This is a genomic window from Devosia epidermidihirudinis, from assembly GCF_000971295.1.
Taxonomy (GTDB): domain Bacteria; phylum Pseudomonadota; class Alphaproteobacteria; order Rhizobiales; family Devosiaceae; genus Devosia; species Devosia epidermidihirudinis.
Genome location: NZ_LANJ01000016.1, coordinates 430,569 through 444,742, shown reverse-complemented (window position 1 = coordinate 444,742; position 14,174 = coordinate 430,569). Strand labels below are relative to the sequence as shown.

14 protein-coding genes are annotated in these 14,174 nt (G+C 62.0%); 4 read left to right on the top strand and 10 right to left on the bottom strand.

Features of this window, described 5'->3' with window-relative positions; genetic code table 11:
- Window positions 1-4: 4 nt before the first annotated feature.
- Window positions 5-937, top strand: coding sequence for a DUF4434 domain-containing protein (locus WH87_RS10450; RefSeq protein WP_046139212.1), 933 nt, complete (start codon window positions 5-7; stop codon window positions 935-937).
- A gap of 56 nt (window positions 938-993) precedes the next feature.
- On the opposite strand, the gene WH87_RS19035 is transcribed toward WH87_RS10450, so the two are convergent.
- Window positions 994-1,476, bottom strand: coding sequence for a MarR family winged helix-turn-helix transcriptional regulator (locus WH87_RS19035; RefSeq protein ID WP_156458194.1), 483 nt, complete (start codon window positions 1,474-1,476; stop codon window positions 994-996).
- A gap of 99 nt (window positions 1,477-1,575) precedes the next feature.
- On the opposite strand from WH87_RS19035, the gene WH87_RS10440 reads away from it, so the two are divergent.
- The gene (locus tag WH87_RS10440; protein WP_082092622.1) at window positions 1,576-2,841 is read left to right on the top strand and encodes an HlyD family secretion protein; all 1,266 of its coding nucleotides are present in this window, start codon (window positions 1,576-1,578) and stop codon (window positions 2,839-2,841) included.
- 11 nt (window positions 2,842-2,852) lie between these two features.
- On the top strand, window positions 2,853-3,881 hold the full coding sequence (locus WH87_RS10435) for an FUSC family protein (protein WP_046139213.1): 1,029 nt from the start codon (window positions 2,853-2,855) through the stop codon (window positions 3,879-3,881).
- Between the two features lie 20 nt (window positions 3,882-3,901).
- On the opposite strand, the gene WH87_RS10430 is transcribed toward WH87_RS10435, so the two are convergent.
- The 3 genes from WH87_RS10430 to WH87_RS10420 form a co-directional block, all read right to left on the bottom strand.
- Window positions 3,902-6,001: a mechanosensitive ion channel family protein gene (locus WH87_RS10430; RefSeq protein ID WP_046139214.1), complete on the bottom strand. Its 2,100-nt coding sequence runs from the start codon at window positions 5,999-6,001 to the stop codon at window positions 3,902-3,904.
- Between the two features lie 137 nt (window positions 6,002-6,138).
- Window positions 6,139-6,594 carry a DUF983 domain-containing protein gene (locus WH87_RS10425; RefSeq protein ID WP_046139769.1) on the bottom strand — a complete coding sequence of 152 codons (456 nt, stop codon included), beginning with the start codon at window positions 6,592-6,594 and terminating at the stop codon, window positions 6,139-6,141.
- Window positions 6,595-6,709: 115 nt separating this feature from the next.
- Window positions 6,710-8,098, bottom strand: coding sequence for an aminotransferase-like domain-containing protein (locus WH87_RS10420; RefSeq protein WP_046139215.1), 1,389 nt, complete (start codon window positions 8,096-8,098; stop codon window positions 6,710-6,712).
- 277 nt (window positions 8,099-8,375) lie between these two features.
- On the opposite strand from WH87_RS10420, the gene WH87_RS19625 reads away from it, so the two are divergent.
- Entirely contained in the window at window positions 8,376-8,528 is a 153-nt protein-coding gene (locus tag WH87_RS19625; RefSeq protein WP_156458193.1) for a hypothetical protein, read from the top strand.
- Window positions 8,529-8,608: 80 nt separating this feature from the next.
- Here WH87_RS19625 and kduD read toward each other — a convergent pair whose 3' ends face one another.
- Genes kduD through WH87_RS10390 form a run of 6 tightly spaced genes read right to left on the bottom strand, consistent with a single transcriptional unit; the run spans window position 8,609 to window position 14,173 of the window.
- On the bottom strand, window positions 8,609-9,373 hold the full coding sequence (gene kduD / locus WH87_RS10415) for a 2-dehydro-3-deoxy-D-gluconate 5-dehydrogenase KduD (protein ID WP_046139216.1): 765 nt from the start codon (window positions 9,371-9,373) through the stop codon (window positions 8,609-8,611).
- Window positions 9,370-10,200, bottom strand: coding sequence for a 5-dehydro-4-deoxy-D-glucuronate isomerase (kduI, locus tag WH87_RS10410; RefSeq protein WP_046139217.1), 831 nt, complete (start codon window positions 10,198-10,200; stop codon window positions 9,370-9,372). Before kduI ends, kduD begins: the two co-directional genes overlap by 4 nt.
- 59 nt (window positions 10,201-10,259) lie before the next feature.
- A complete protein-coding gene (locus WH87_RS10405; RefSeq protein ID WP_046139218.1) occupies window positions 10,260-11,105 on the bottom strand; it encodes a fumarylacetoacetate hydrolase family protein in 846 nt (281 codons plus the stop codon).
- Window positions 11,102-11,446: an L-rhamnose mutarotase gene (locus WH87_RS10400; protein ID WP_046139219.1), complete on the bottom strand. Its 345-nt coding sequence runs from the start codon at window positions 11,444-11,446 to the stop codon at window positions 11,102-11,104. The genes WH87_RS10405 and WH87_RS10400 overlap by 4 nt, the downstream gene beginning before the upstream one ends.
- Window positions 11,430-12,281, bottom strand: coding sequence for an amidohydrolase family protein (locus WH87_RS10395; protein WP_046139220.1), 852 nt, complete (start codon window positions 12,279-12,281; stop codon window positions 11,430-11,432). Before WH87_RS10395 ends, WH87_RS10400 begins: the two co-directional genes overlap by 17 nt.
- Entirely contained in the window at window positions 12,278-14,173 is a 1,896-nt protein-coding gene (locus WH87_RS10390) for a DUF2264 domain-containing protein (RefSeq protein WP_052726433.1), read from the bottom strand. Before WH87_RS10390 ends, WH87_RS10395 begins: the two co-directional genes overlap by 4 nt.
- Window position 14,174 lies beyond the last annotated feature (1 nt).

Genomic DNA, 14,174 nt, shown 5'->3' with positions numbered 1-14,174 from the left:
CAATATGCGTATCACAGGCACTTTTATCGACGAGATCAGCCACGACATCGCCCACCAGAATTGGGGCCGCGAGGAATGGCGCAAGGACTTCGCCCATATGCAGGCGGTGGGCATCGATACGGTCATCCTGATCCGTTCGGGCTATCGGCGGTTCCTGACTTACCCGTCGCCGCATTTGATGAGCCGCTTTGGCTGCTATGAGCCGCCGGTCGATCTGGTGTCGATGTTTCTCGAGCTGGCCGACGAATTCAATATGGCCTTCTATTTCGGCCTCTATGACAGCGGGCAGTATTGGGACACCGGCGACATGACCGGCGAGATCGACGCCAACCGCTATGTCGTCGACGAGGTCTGGCAGCGCTATGGTCACCACAAGAGTTTCAAGGGTTGGTACATCACCCATGAAATCAGCCGCCGCACCAAGGGCGCCATCGAGGCGTTTTCCGAGCTGGGTAAGCACTGCAAGGCCATCAGCGGCAATCTGCCAACGCTGATCTCCCCCTGGATCGACGGCAAGAAAGCGGTCGATGCAAGCCTTGGCACCCTAACCAAGGAACAGGCCGTGTCCGTGCGCGAGCATGAGCGCGAATGGGCCGAAATCTTTGACGGCATTTCCGGCGCCATCGACGCCGTCGCCTTTCAGGATGGCCATATCGATTATCACGAGCTCGATGCATTCTTCTCGGTCAACAAGGCGCTGGGCGACAAATACGGCCTGTCCTGCTGGACCAATGCGGAAAGCTTTGACCGCGACATGCCGATCCGCTTTCTGCCCATCAAGTTCGAAAAACTGCGCCTCAAACTGGAAGCCGCGCGCCGCGCTGGTTACGACAAGGCCATCACCTTCGAGTTCTCCCACTTCATGAGCCCGCAGTCGGCGTACCTGCAGGCCGGGCACCTCTACAACCGCTACAAGGAATACATCGCGACGCTCTAGACCGTCGCCGATCTCCCTGCCCTGCGCCGACGCCCAAAGCGTCGGCGTTTGTGTTTCTAGTGCTGCTTGGCTTCGCTGCGACTTGCGTGATCTTCGGTGCGCAACTGGCGCAGTGAGTTGCGGCTATTGAGCAGCAGCGCCCCCATGAAGCGGCGGACAATCGTCAGCTCATCTTCGGAGAACGAGGCGAACACCGTCCGGTTCATACCGATGAACCGCTCGCGTAGCTGCAGCAGTCCCGAGCGCTCCACCTCGGGACCGAGCGAGAGCAACACGGCCCGTCGATCGGTCGGATGAGGGCTGCGAATGATGAAGCCCGCTTTCTCCAGTCGATTGAGCAGAATCGCCGTTGCGCCCGATGTCAGACCGACATGCTGGGCCAGTGCCTTCGGCGTGGCGCCTTCGGTGGAGCGTACGAAAAACAGGCACATCAGATCGGTGTGGTTGATGCCCGCGCTTTCGGCCAGCCAGCGATAGAGATGGGTGATCTCCCCTGTCAGGTCGCGCAACAGGTCATCGAGCTCGATCTCGGAGTCCACGGGATATTCCTCATTCACAATTTAGCTATGCAACAAAGTATCTTTATTGCATAGCGATATTGGATCGTCTACATAGGCGGCTTCAAACGGAAGCGGACTATGACACAGGGGAATGAAATGGTGGATGAGAAAGACAAGACAACCGCCGCGGCCTCGAACGAAGCCAATGTGGTGACCATGCCGATCGCTCGCACAAAAGAAGCCGAACCGGCTGCCCCCAAGCCTGCCGCGCCCGCCATCATCGAGCAGACTGAAGCTGCCCCAGCGCCGGAACCCGCTATCGAAGCGGTCGCGCCTGCCAATAAGAGCCGCCGCAAGGCCCGCATTTTCGGCCTCGGCGTCCTGGTTGCCCTCGGTGCGCTGATCGCCTGGTATCCGCTGTCGGATCACTATGCCCCCTATGCAACGGGTGCTTCGATCACGGCCAATGTCACCCAGATCGCTCCCCGCGTCGCCGGCCCCATCCAGCATGTGCTGATCGCCGACAATGCCGAAGTGACAGCTGGCCAGCCGCTGTTCCAAATCGACGACACCACGTTCAAAATGGATGTCGCCCAGGCTCAGGCTCAACTCGACCAAGCGCTCAATAGCGTCACTGCCGGCGTTGCAGCCATTCCCGCCGCCGAGGCCAAGCTCTCGCAGGCCAAAGTGGCCCTGATCACTGCCGAGCAGGATCTCGACCGCGCGACCCAATTGCATGAAAAGGGCCTGATGCCGATCGCCCGCTTCACCCCGATTGAGGCCAATTACCAGACGGCAGGGCTCAACGTCGCTGCCGCCACCGCCGAGCTCGAACGTGTCAAGCTTTCGGCCAGCACGGCCGACGGCAACAACCCCAATCTGCGCGCCGCGCAGGCCGCGCTCGACCGCGCCCAGTTCGCCTTGGTCAACACCACCATCGTGGCGCCAGCCGATGGCTATGTTTCCAACCTGTCACTGGCCGAAGGACAGTTCGTGGCAGCCGGCACACCAGCTATGACCTTCATTAATCCGGCAACGCAGATGGTTATTGCCGATCTGCGCGAAAACCAGCTGCTCAATGTACGCGCTGGCGATCGGGCCATCGTCATTTTCGAAGCAGCGCCCGGCCAGCAGTTCGAGGCCACCGTCGAGAGCATCGCCTGGGGCATCAATAGTGGCCGCACCAGCGTCAATGGCCTGGCCCAGTCGTCCAACGACACTCGTTGGTTTCCGCCTGCACGCAAGGTCCCCGTCCGAGTCACCATTAACGACATGTCGGCCCTGCCGCCAAATGTCCGCCTCGGCTCCGAAGCCAGCGTACTGATCCTGCCCGATGAAGGCTTTGTGCCGACGCTAGCGCGCGGCCTGCTCCGGGTGTCGAGCCTGCTGTCCGGCTTCAACTAAGGAGCGCGATCATGGAAGAGCTGACCCGGGTTGATCCCAATGAGGACCCATATCTGGCCCTGCGCACCGCGCTGGCCGTCGCGATCTGCGTCATCTTGGCCGAGCCGCTTGGTGTCAGCCAACCGATGATGCCGATCGTCTTTGCTATGTCGATGATGTCCAATCAGCGCGGCGCACTGAACGTAGCATCCTTTGCTGGCCCGATTGCCATGCCGGTGCTGGCCTTTGTCTTCAGCTGGATCGCAGCGGCAACGGTCAACGAGCCCATGCTGTTCATTGTCATCAACGTCGCCATGGCCGCCGCCGGTATTGCCCTGATGCTGTTCAAGGGTTCGCGTGGCGGCATCGTGTTGACGGTGTTTCCAGCCATGATGTCGATGTCGGCGCTGTTCAGCGACATGGCGCTTGCCGCCATCCGCGACAGTATGGCCGCAGGTGGCGTCATTCTTGGCGTGGCGATGATCGTGCTCAACATCGTTTTCCCGCCCCAGACCAGCCGCGTCCACGTGCCGGTGGCCAAGCCACTCGACACGACCAGCCCCCGCGCTGAACTGCTGATCCGGCTTGCGGTCTATGTGCCGGTGCTGCTCGCGACCTTTGCCACTGGCGACATGAACCTGTTGATCGTCCCGATCATGCTGGCTTTCATCTGTGCCGAGCCTGATCGCGGCGGCCGGATGGATCAGCTGGTCGACCGTGGCGGCGGCACGCTGATCGGCGCCTTTGTGGCGATTATCGCCATGGCAATCTACCATGTCGTGCCACAGTTTCCAGTGCTGGCCGCGCTGATCACGCTGATCACCTATTGGCTCATCGACAAGATGACCACGGGGCGCGCCCGCCCGCTGTTCTACCAATATGTCTGCTCGGTGGCCCTTGTCATGCTGGTCTCGGCCACGTTCGGCGCCCGCGATGCATTCGAGGTGGTGATCCAGCGCGTGGTGCTCACCAGCGGCGCCATGGTCGGCGCCATCGCGATGCTGTCCCTGCTCGAGGCCATCTTCATCCCGTCGCGCCCAGAGGCACTTCAGGCTGCCTGATCTTCGCAAAAGGCGGCACGTTACAGCGTCACGCCTTTTGCCTCCAACGCCTCGCGGAAGCGACCATTGAAGGCGCGGGCGAGTTCGGATTGGCGCAGCGGCGCCGTGCGCATCGAACCGCTGACCACCACCGAGCCGGCATTGATCTCGTCGATGCCGACACTCTTGAGATCGCCGCTGATCGAGGATGCGTATTTCGGGTCCTCCCGCAAACCAGTCGCAGTGTCGCGCATCACCTGCATGACCACTTCGGGATCAACGCTTGAAGGCACGGCATAGCGGGGCCGGAAAACCCCGAAATTGCGCGAGCTGTTCTTGAGCGCCTTGACCGTGGAGAACGGGATCGAATGCAAAGCCCCATCGGCGTCACGCAGCTTGATGGTGCGCAGCGATAGCCCCTCCACCACACCGCTGCGATCGCCAGTATTGATGGTATCGCCAATGGCAATGGTATCTTCGGCCAGAATGAAAATGCCGGTGATCACATCCTGCACCAATTGCTGGGACCCAAAGCTCAGCGCCAGACCGAAGACACCAGCGCCCGCCAGCAATGGCGTCACATTGACCCCGATATTGGCCAACACTGCGATGCCGGTCAGCAGCACCAGCAGCAGCATGGCCCCGTTGCGGATCAGCGGCAGCAGGGTCTGCGCGCGGCTGGAGCGCTTGCGGGGACGCCCAAAGGCATCGGTTGGAGTCAGCGCACTGGCAATCCAGGCATCCAGCGCCACCCAGATCAGCCAGGCGACGATGACACAAACCCCTGCGGCAAACAGAGGCCGGACCAGTTGCTGGCCATCACGCGACAGCCAGCCCCAGAGATCAAAGCCCCACACCCGGGCGATGATCGCCGTGGTGATCAACCCGATCGCCACATTTGAGCCAATGCGCAGCAGTTGCACCACACCACCCAGCACGGCCTGGCGCACCGCACCGCGATTGCGACGCGACCCATCCAACCAATTAGCCAGCAAGCGCTGCACCACCGCCGCGACGATAAAGGCCACCAGTACCGATCCCAGCGACCACAGCATTTGCGAGAACGCGTCATTATTGCGCTGCCCGGCAATGAGGCTCATGATGCTGAGGATCAGGATAGCATAGGCCAGCCAGTGCCAATGGCGGGAGAACCGCCGCGTCGCACTGAGCAGGAGGTTGTCCGTCTGGTCCGCCTTGCCGGGCTTGCCGAAAACCAGGTTGCCGATGGCCAGCCGCTGCCGCACGACAAATACAAAAGTGACGGTCGCCGCCAAAAGATTCAGCCCGAACGACATCAGGTCAGTCGCCGACCATCCCACCACCTGCCGCAGAACCGGATCGTTGCAGAGCGCGGCGAAGGTTGAGAGCAGCAGAATGCTCAGCCACCAGGGATAGAACCGGATCTGGCAATAGTGGACGAGCCGGAGACCACGCCATCCGGCCAGGCTCGATAGCGCTGATATCGCAAGATCGGCCGTCATCAGAGAGATCAGAAAGCCCACTGCGAGAATGGTGAAAATCCGGCTGGCCGTGTCGGAGGGCTGGAAGACCTGCACGGCAATCGTCACGCCGAGCACCAGTACAATGAAGGCCGCCAGCTTCAGCGCGAGCCCGAGGATCAAACGGCCCTTGCGGACCGGGACATGTGCCGCAACCAGACCACGCCCCAGCCTGCGGACGGCCATACCGCCCAGCCCGGCAACAATCAGGCTGGGTAGCGCCCAGATCACAAAGCCGAGCAGCTCACCGCTCTTGGCCCCCGCCTCGATGCGCGCGCCGACCTGGGCAGCGGCCTGCGCGGCCTTTTGATCGATCGGCACGCCAAACGTCGTTCGGGGCAATTGCTGGACCAACCCGGTCGACCAGCCCGTCAATGCCTCCACCACCCCCAACTCGGGCGGGGGCTCGGTCTCTGCTGGCGCAGCGGGCTGGGCTGCAGCGCCTTGATCGGTATCTGCGTCCGGGGTCAATTGCCGTAATTGCTGGATCAGCTCGCCGCGCAGTTCATCGTCATCAAGCACTACAATCAGCCGCTCGATGGCCTCGGCCTTGCTATCGGGCTTGGCCTCCGCCTGCGCCAAGGCATGCCCAGTCGCCAGCAGGGCCAGCACGAGTGCAAAAATCGGCGCAAGAAATCTCATGGCTCAGTCCGAATCCAGGGGCGAATAGCGGAACATATACCCGCATGTCCCGCGCAATTCGCCAATACTAGTCTTCAAACTGACGGCAAGCTTACAGCATGCCGGAACGGCCCTCGGCACGGGCGACTTAGATCAGCTTAGTCGATCGACTTGCCGCCCTTGGCAAAGCCATGCATACGGCGCGACCACTGCAACGCGACGACAAAACCCTTCACCGAAGGCAGCATGACCAGCGGCATGATGATGGACAGCGGGACAAAGATGGCAATGTAGACCCAGGGGTTGGCTGCGCCACGAAGCTCCATGTCGAGCATCACGAAAACCAGAATGTGGCCGACGATCATGATGGTGAGATAGGGCGGCAGGTCGTCCGCACGCTGAGCGGTAAGATCCTCGCCACAGACCGAGCAGGTCGGGACCACCTTGAGATACTTGTAGAACAGCTTGCCCTTGCCGCAATTGGGGCAACGACACCGCATACCCTTCAGCACCGCGGGCCAAAACCGCCGCTCGTCTGCATCTACCGTTTTCTCGGCAGGGGCCGCCAGCGACGCCTGGCCGCTGCTGATGGTAGCGTCTAATTGCTCATCCATGTCCATATCTCGCGATCAATCACGCATACGCTATAGCATATGTATGCACGTTGTGCAGACAATCAAGTTTGCATGGCTGCCCATTCCCACCTGAGGCACAACTGCGCATGCTGATTTAGACGACCATGCCGCCAAAGCTGGGGGCCTGATCCAGAATCTGCGCGATCGTTTTAAGACTGACCTCAAGATCCTCGCGCGAGGCCACGCTGCCCAGACCGAGACGAACCGCCTCGGGCGCCTCTGCAACGGCAAAGGCATCGCTGGCGACAACGCCGATTCCGACGCTGCGGAGCTTGGCCGTGAAGCTGTGGCGGTCCCATGGCCCGGTGAGCGGCAACCAGGCGTGAAAAGCCTCGGGGTCGCTTATGGCGGTCGTCAAATGCCGGGACAGCAGCCTGTGGCGCTCGCTGGTTTCCTGCCGCGTTGCCTTCAGGATATTGCTGGCCGTGCCGGTTTCAATCCAGCGCGTGGCAACAGCCGCGGTCAGCGGCGAGGCGATCGAGGTTGAGGCGCGGATATTGGACGCCAACGGCGCTACGGCTCTGGCGTTGGGCGCGACGATATAGGCAACGCGAAGGGCTGGAGACAGACACTTGGACAGGCTGGAGATGTAATAGACCAGCTCGGGCGCCAGCGCTGCCAAAGGCGCGATCGGCTGGCGCGGCAGCATGCCATAGGCGTCATCTTCGATGATCGGCACGCCAAAGCGCCTGGCAATCTCAACGATTTGCAGGCGTCGCTCCGGCCCCATGGTCGCCGTCGTCGGGTTGTGCAAAGTCGGGGTGCAATAGAGCGCCTTGGGCTTATCCTCGGCGCAGGCCGCTTCGAATGCGTCGGGCAGGATGCCCTGTCCATCCATGGCAAGCGGGCGGACACGCAGCCCTAGATACTGCGCCAGCGCCCGAAAACCGGGATATGTCAGCTCTTCGGCGAGAATGGTGTCGCCCGCGCGTGCCAGATGACCGACAGTGGCCATCAACGCACCCTGCGCCCCCGGCGCAACCAGCACGCGTTCGGGAACGACCTCGGGCAGAAGCGCCGCAAGCCAGGCTGCGCCTGCATTGCGATCACCAGCACTGCCGCCGGCCTCCTGATACCGCAACAGCAGTTCGAGCCCATCACCTCGCTGGATCGATGCAACATCGCGCCAGATCCGCTCCACCAGATCCGCATTGCCGAAGCGGGGGGGCATGTTCATGCTCATGTCGACAATGCCGGACGCAGGCTGCAACCGGCCGGACGACTGCGCCCGGATGTAGGTGCCCTGCCCGACCCGACCCTCGACAAACCCTCGCCGCCCGGCCTCCTTATAGGCGCGGCTGATCGTCGTGAAATCGACGCCCAGACTTTCGGCAAGCGTGCGATGGGGCGGCAGGCGGTCCCCGGCGCGTAGCCGACCGCTCGCGATGTCAGCGCCAATCGCGTTCGCAACCGCCAAATAGAGAGGACCGTCATCCTTGTGAACCGACGGCACCCATGTCGCCCCAGCCTCAGCTTGCCGCATCGCGATGTCCCAAATCTCTATTGTATGGCGAGCTATGCTCACGCTTCCGGGCAATGTCAAACAGACAACCGGCTTGGCGCCGCGCAAACCTGCTCCTCAATGCAACCCCAGATTGCAACGACAGCTACTCGAACAGCGCAGACGAATTGCCACACCCAGATTGGATGCATTGCGAATTCATACAATCCACCAGTATATGGAATATATATGCACACACACGCATACGAAGACAAACGCTCAGCCCAGCCCGCTCGAGCCGTGAACAGGAGACACCGGAATGGCGTTTATTTCTTACTTCATTGAAAACCCAGTCATGCTGGGAGTTGTCGCCTGCTTTGTCGCGCTGATGGCGGGATTGGGCTGGGGTCAGTTTCAGACCTGGCGCTTCGACAACGACATCGAAGCCCGCACAGGCAAGCGCCCATACTAATGCGTCCCGCGCCGCTCAGACGCGGGACGCCTTTGGGCCCATCCCTCGGCGACGAGGCGGGCCCAAAAGGTGCAGCGCGCTTACCGCGCCAGCCAGCCGCCATCCACGGGGATAACGGCGCCGTGCATATAGTTTGAGGCGCGCGACAACAGGAACACTGCAGCGTCGCCGATATCGGACGGCACGCCCCAACGCCCGGCCGGAATGCGGCCGAGGATCGACGCGGAGCGGTTCGGGTCAGCCCGCAACGCTTCGGTATTGTTGGTCTCAATATAGCCCGGCGCAATGGCGTTGACGTTGATGCCCTGCGCCGCCCATTCGTTGGCCAGAAGCCTAGTGATCCCCAGAACGCCGCTTTTCGAAGCGGTATAGCTGGCCACCCGAATGCCGCCCTGAAAGCTCAGCATCGAGGCGATATTGACGACCCGCGCGCTGCGACCTGCCGCCAGCGCCCGCTTGCCGAGCGATTGGCAGAGGAAGAACATCGTCTTGAGGTTGAGGTCCATCACTGCGTCCCAGTCGGCCTCGGTGAAGTCCACCGCATCGACGCGCTTGATGATCCCGGCATTGTTGACCAGCCCGTCAATCGGCCCGTGCTGGTCCCAGGCAGTGTCAAACATCGCCTGGGCAGCGCTCGTCGATCCGAGATCGGCCTCAAGGGCAGTGAATGCAGCGCCCATCTCTGCGAACAAGGCCGCCGTTTCATCCATGCTGGACCGGCCAACGCCGATCACCCGGCCACCAGCGCAACCGATGCTGAGCGCAATGCCCTGCCCGATGCCCGTATTGGCACCGGTCACCATCACCGTTTTGCCGGCTAGGCTGAATGCAGAAAGGTCTGTCACAGCAGTTCGTCCATGCCGACCTTTTCAACATCGGTGTAATCGACGTTGTCGCCAGCCATGGCCCAGATGAACGTGTAGGAACCGGTGCCCGCACCGCTATGGATCGACCATGGTGGCGAGATGATCGCTTCTTCATTGCGCACGATCAGATGGCGCGTCTCATCGGGCTCGCCCATCAGGTGCAGCACGAAGGCGTCTGGCTGCAGGTCAAAGTAGAGATAGGCCTCCATGCGACGGTCATGCACGTGCGCTGGCATGGTGTTCCAGACCGAGCCAGGTGCGAAGCTGGTGAGGCCAACCACCAGCTGGCAGGTCTTGACGCTGTCAGCATTGACGAACTGGTAGATGGTGCGCTCGTTGGCGGTCGCCTGACTGCCCATTTCGAGGCGCTTGGCGTCGGACTGGCGGATCAGCGTCGTCGGGTGCGTAACATGGGCTGGCGCGCTGAGCAGGTAATACTTGGCGCCTGCCCCAGCAAACAACACGTCTTTGGCGCCCATGCCGATATAGAGCATGTCGCGCGCGCCCACGGCGTATTCGGTGCCATCAACGGTGATGGTGCCAGCCTCACCGATATTGGCTGCGATCAGTTCGCGACGCTCGAGGAATTCGGCGGTCCCGGTCGGCTTGATGGTGTCGAGGCGCAGGGTAGCGCCGTTCGGCACTGCGCCGCCCACAGCCATGCGGTCATAATGGGTATAGGTCCAGTTGACCGCGCCCTCGGCAAACAGGTCCTCGATGAGGAAATGCTCGCGCAGTTCACCTGTGTTCATCGTGGCTGCAGTCACCGGATCGATGGCGAAGCGAATATCATAATCTGTGGTCATTGAACTTATCCTTTTGGGCCTGCCGCGAAACGCGCAGGCGGTTACAATTGGGGGAAAGGCTAGCGCGCTGCGCTGACTGTGTTGCGCAAGAGGCCGACGCGGGCGATTTCCACTTCAACCACCGTGCCGGGACGCAGGAACACCGGTGGCTTGCGCCCCGATCCTGCCCCCACTGGCGTTCCGGTCACCAGCACGTCACCAGGCGAAAGCGCCGTGAAGCGTGACACGTAGGCGATGATATCGGTCACCGAAAACAGCATATCGGCGGTGCTGGCGCTCTGCAGCGCAACACCATCGACACGAGTTTCGATCGCCAGATTGGTCGGGTCGCCGACGCTATCGGCAGTGACGAGGAACGGCCCGAAGGCGCCTGTGCCGGGGAAGTTCTTGCCAGCCGTGTACTGGGTGGAATGCCGCTGCCAATCACGCATCGTGGCGTCATTGTAGCAGGAATAGCCGGCGACGTGATCGAGCGCTGCCTCTGGCCCAATCTGGTGCCCGGGCTTACCAATCACCACCGCCAGCTCGCCCTCAAAATCGAACATTTCCGATTCCGCAGACATCTGCAGGTCTTCGCCGTGGCCAATCTGGGTGTCGGCAAAGCGCACGAACAGCGCAGGGAAGTCGGGTCGGCCCGTCTCGTCACCATGGGCACGATAGTTGAGGCCAACGCAGATGATCTTGCCGGGCTTGGGGATAACCGGGGCGAACTGCAAAGTGGCAATCGGATAGACCGCGCCATCGCGCACGGCAGCGTCGGCCACCTGGGGCAGTGCCTGTGCCGCTATGGCGCTGGCAAGATCGGGAAACTCCCGGGTGACCGTCGATGGCACAGCATGCACCACCTCCCCACGCACCACGCCATAATGGGCGATGTCATCAATGATAAAACTGGCGAACTTCATGGCTGGGCCACCGTGTCTTGAGGTGTCGCGCTGCCAGCAGTGGCAAGCGAGAAAATGGGATCAGCTTGCTTCCAGGGCTCGGCAAAGCATTCGGCGAGGGCAGCGTGCCACTTGGCGGCGAAGGCTTTTGACTCTTCGGTTGCCTCGGGCAACGGACCCGCCGGGCGGCGCGAGAGCATGATGAGTTGGTCATCGAGGCGATAGATATCGAGCACCTCGTAGCCGAGGCGCGTCACCTCGGCGTGGCGCGGAGGCATGCCATCGTGGATCTGTTCGTAGAGCGCGATCTTGTCGCGATGCAGTCGGCAGACATAGACCAGCAGTTCAGATTGCGACGCCATCGCGACCTCCAAGCTTGTAGATGCGGGCAGCATTGCCGCCAAAAACCGCTGCGGTTTCGTCACCACTGAGGTGCGAGAGAAGCGCGCGACTGAGGTCGAGCCAGGTGCTGTAGCTGCCGGCCTTGGTCAGCACTGGCCAGTCACTGCCCCACAGCAAACGCGATGGCCCGAAGAGCTGGAGCAGGATCGACACGTGTTCGGCAAGAAGGCTTGTGCCGCTGCCAGGTGGCACGCGGGTCAGCAGGCCAGAGAGCTTACACACCGCATTGGGTTGGCGGGCGATCGCCTCCATGCTCTTGCGCCATTCGACACTGACCATCCCCTCAGACAGATTGGGATTGCCGCCGTGGTCGACCACAAAGGGGACACTCTCGAAACGCTGGGCGAGCGTGGGGATCAACCCCAGCGCCGGGCCAACCGCCAGACAATCGAAGGCCAGGCCATGGTGCTCGATTGCGGCCAGCGCTGTTTCAGCGTTCTCGGTGAGACTGCCCCCTGTGTCGAACAAGGGCGTAAAGGGCGGACGAAAACCGACAACGAGAGGCAGCGCCGCCATTGTAGCTATGCGCGCGGCGACATCGGCCCGGTCAACTTCAAGCGGACCCACAATACCCAAGACAAAGCCAGATGCTGCCGCCAGCGCGGCAAGCTCCGGCAGCTCTTCTTCGGTATTGGCGGCCTGCACAAGAACCGTGCCGCCAATACCAAGCGCGCGGAGCTCAGGCGCCAGATCGGCCACGCCAAAGTCGCGGCGCAGGACGGCGTCGGCGGGCGGGATCCAGTCATAGAACCCCGTCTCAAGACGCCAGAAATGCTGGTGACTATCGATGATCATGCGCGGCCCAATTTATTGGTCGCCTGATCCCGGGCGACGAGGAAGGCGACCGCGTTTTTGGATGTCGCGTGCCAGCCCTCGGGCGGGCGGGCATTGGCCCGCAGGCGCTCAAACAGCCCCTCGGTATCGGGCGCAGCGGGCGGCCCCTCGGCCACGGCGGCTTTGTCAGGCGACGCCGCGAACCAGCTCACCAGCACATGGCGACCCGGCTCAATCGACAGGCGGGCCTGTGGCACCACTGCGCGCGGGAAGTAGAGATGGGAGCCCGGTGCACCGATCTGATGTTGCAGGGCAACAGGCGCTGGTGCTGAAATGACATGCAAGGCGGACGCATCGCCATCGGTCGACAGGACGATTGAGCTGTCGTCGCCTGCCATGCTGACGGACGAACGGCGCGGCATCGCCAGTGAGAAACCGCCCTCTGCGAGCTGAAGCGCCTGCGGCGTATCGATGATGTGCGCCCGGAAGTGACCAACGCCTGCCGGGATGGTCGCCGTTTCAACAGTCACGCCGGGCAGTGGCGTCCATTTGGAATATTGCACGCCCTCGAAAATGCCGTGTTCGTCGCTGTGCTTGCGCATCGCGTAGTGAACGCCATCAATGCTCAACGCCAACATGCTGTCAAAGGCGCCAAAGGCAAAGCAGCGGCTGTCGCGCTCAACGCCAAAACCGTATCGGGTCGAATAGGCGAACTTGCCGTATTTCTCAGCAGTGTGGAGAAAGCGGTCAGCGGCCTCCTGTCCACCGGCCAGCGCGGTGACCACACCTGCATGACGCTGGATGACCATGCCCGGAACCGGCTGCAGGCGCGCGGACGGCTGAGAAACCGGCGCCTGTTCGACAGCCTGCCAAAATGGATGCTCCGGTGGCAGGGCAAGCGGCAGGAAGGCTTTGAATGCCCAATAGGGTGACTGGGCCGAGGTGTAGAATTCCGCAACGACGGGGTTGGGATAGGCGAAACCAATCGAGAGGACACCATCGCGATCCAGCGCGTCCGTTCCCTGCCACCAGCGGACATTGCCGAGAGCCAGACGCTTGAGTTCGCCGGGGCTAAAGTCCGAAGCATCGGCAAAGGCAGCGGCGCTCCAGAACGAGCCGTGCGCGAAGCGATAGACCAGGCTTCGTCCATAAGGCAGCGCCGCACCATCATCGGCAAACCATTCCCGGAACTGGGTGCCAAAAGCCTTCGCCCGCGCTCGAAAGCGTTCACTGCGCACCGCGTTGTCGGAAAACTCCGCGTAGAGCAACGCGTAAAAATGCATGGCGAAGCCGACATAGTGGTCGACCTGTGGCCGCAATCCGTCGGACGACCAGCCGTCGGGGCCGATGGTGCAGGATTCAAGGAAATCGAGCAGCGTTTCGAGCGACTCCCGGTTGGTCTGGAACCCCAGCCCATTGAGCGCGAGATGGCCCAGAACCTGAAAGAAGCCCCAGTTATTGGGGGGCGATTTGACGGTAACAACCTGGGTGAGCCAGCGCGCAAGATTGGCCTGCGCCTTCTCGTCCAGCAGCGCCCAGCTCTTCTCGGGCACCAGCATCAGCGTGAAGGAGATGGCGGCCGATTCAACAATGCGCTGGTCGAAGTCGACAACGTCGCCCCAATATTCGGGGTGCTCCGGGTCAACGCCATTGCTCAGGCCCTTGAGCACTTCAGGCCAGAAGGGAACCTCGTAGCCCCCCTTCAGCAGCGGCGCGAGGCCCCAGAGGGGACGCGCGAAGCCTTCGAGATAGCCAGACTCCACGTCAAAATCCCCTGCAAAGGGGGCTAGCCGCACCTGCGCACGACCGGGCGAATAGTAACCCTCAAGCGGCGCATAAAGGGCGAGCAGATAGGCCGCCATCTCATCGCGCGTGGACACAGGCGCGACGTCGCGTGGGTGCTGGACTGTCATG

Bases quoted from the DNA above. Each gene is read 5' to 3' on its own strand.
- WH87_RS10420 (WP_046139215.1), bottom strand. From the start codon at position 8,098: ATGCGGCAAGCTGAGGCTGGGGCGACATGGGTGCCGTCGGTTCACAAG.
- WH87_RS10435 (WP_046139213.1), top strand. From the start codon at position 2,853: ATGGAAGAGCTGACCCGGGTTGATCCCAATGAGGACCCATATCTGGCC.
- WH87_RS10400 (WP_046139219.1), bottom strand. From the start codon at position 11,446: ATGGCGTCGCAATCTGAACTGCTGGTCTATGTCTGCCGACTGCATCGC.
- WH87_RS10450 (WP_046139212.1), top strand. From the start codon at position 5: ATGCGTATCACAGGCACTTTTATCGACGAGATCAGCCACGACATCGCC.
- kduI (WP_046139217.1), bottom strand. From the start codon at position 10,200: ATGACCACAGATTATGATATTCGCTTCGCCATCGATCCGGTGACTGCA.
- WH87_RS19625 (WP_156458193.1), top strand. From the start codon at position 8,376: ATGGCGTTTATTTCTTACTTCATTGAAAACCCAGTCATGCTGGGAGTT.
- WH87_RS10425 (WP_046139769.1), bottom strand. From the start codon at position 6,594: ATGGATGAGCAATTAGACGCTACCATCAGCAGCGGCCAGGCGTCGCTG.
- WH87_RS10390 (WP_052726433.1), bottom strand. From the start codon at position 14,173: ATGACAGTCCAGCACCCACGCGACGTCGCGCCTGTGTCCACGCGCGAT.
- WH87_RS10440 (WP_082092622.1), top strand. From the start codon at position 1,576: ATGACACAGGGGAATGAAATGGTGGATGAGAAAGACAAGACAACCGCC.
- WH87_RS10430 (WP_046139214.1), bottom strand. From the start codon at position 6,001: ATGAGATTTCTTGCGCCGATTTTTGCACTCGTGCTGGCCCTGCTGGCG.
- WH87_RS10395 (WP_046139220.1), bottom strand. From the start codon at position 12,281: ATGATCATCGATAGTCACCAGCATTTCTGGCGTCTTGAGACGGGGTTC.
- WH87_RS10405 (WP_046139218.1), bottom strand. From the start codon at position 11,105: ATGAAGTTCGCCAGTTTTATCATTGATGACATCGCCCATTATGGCGTG.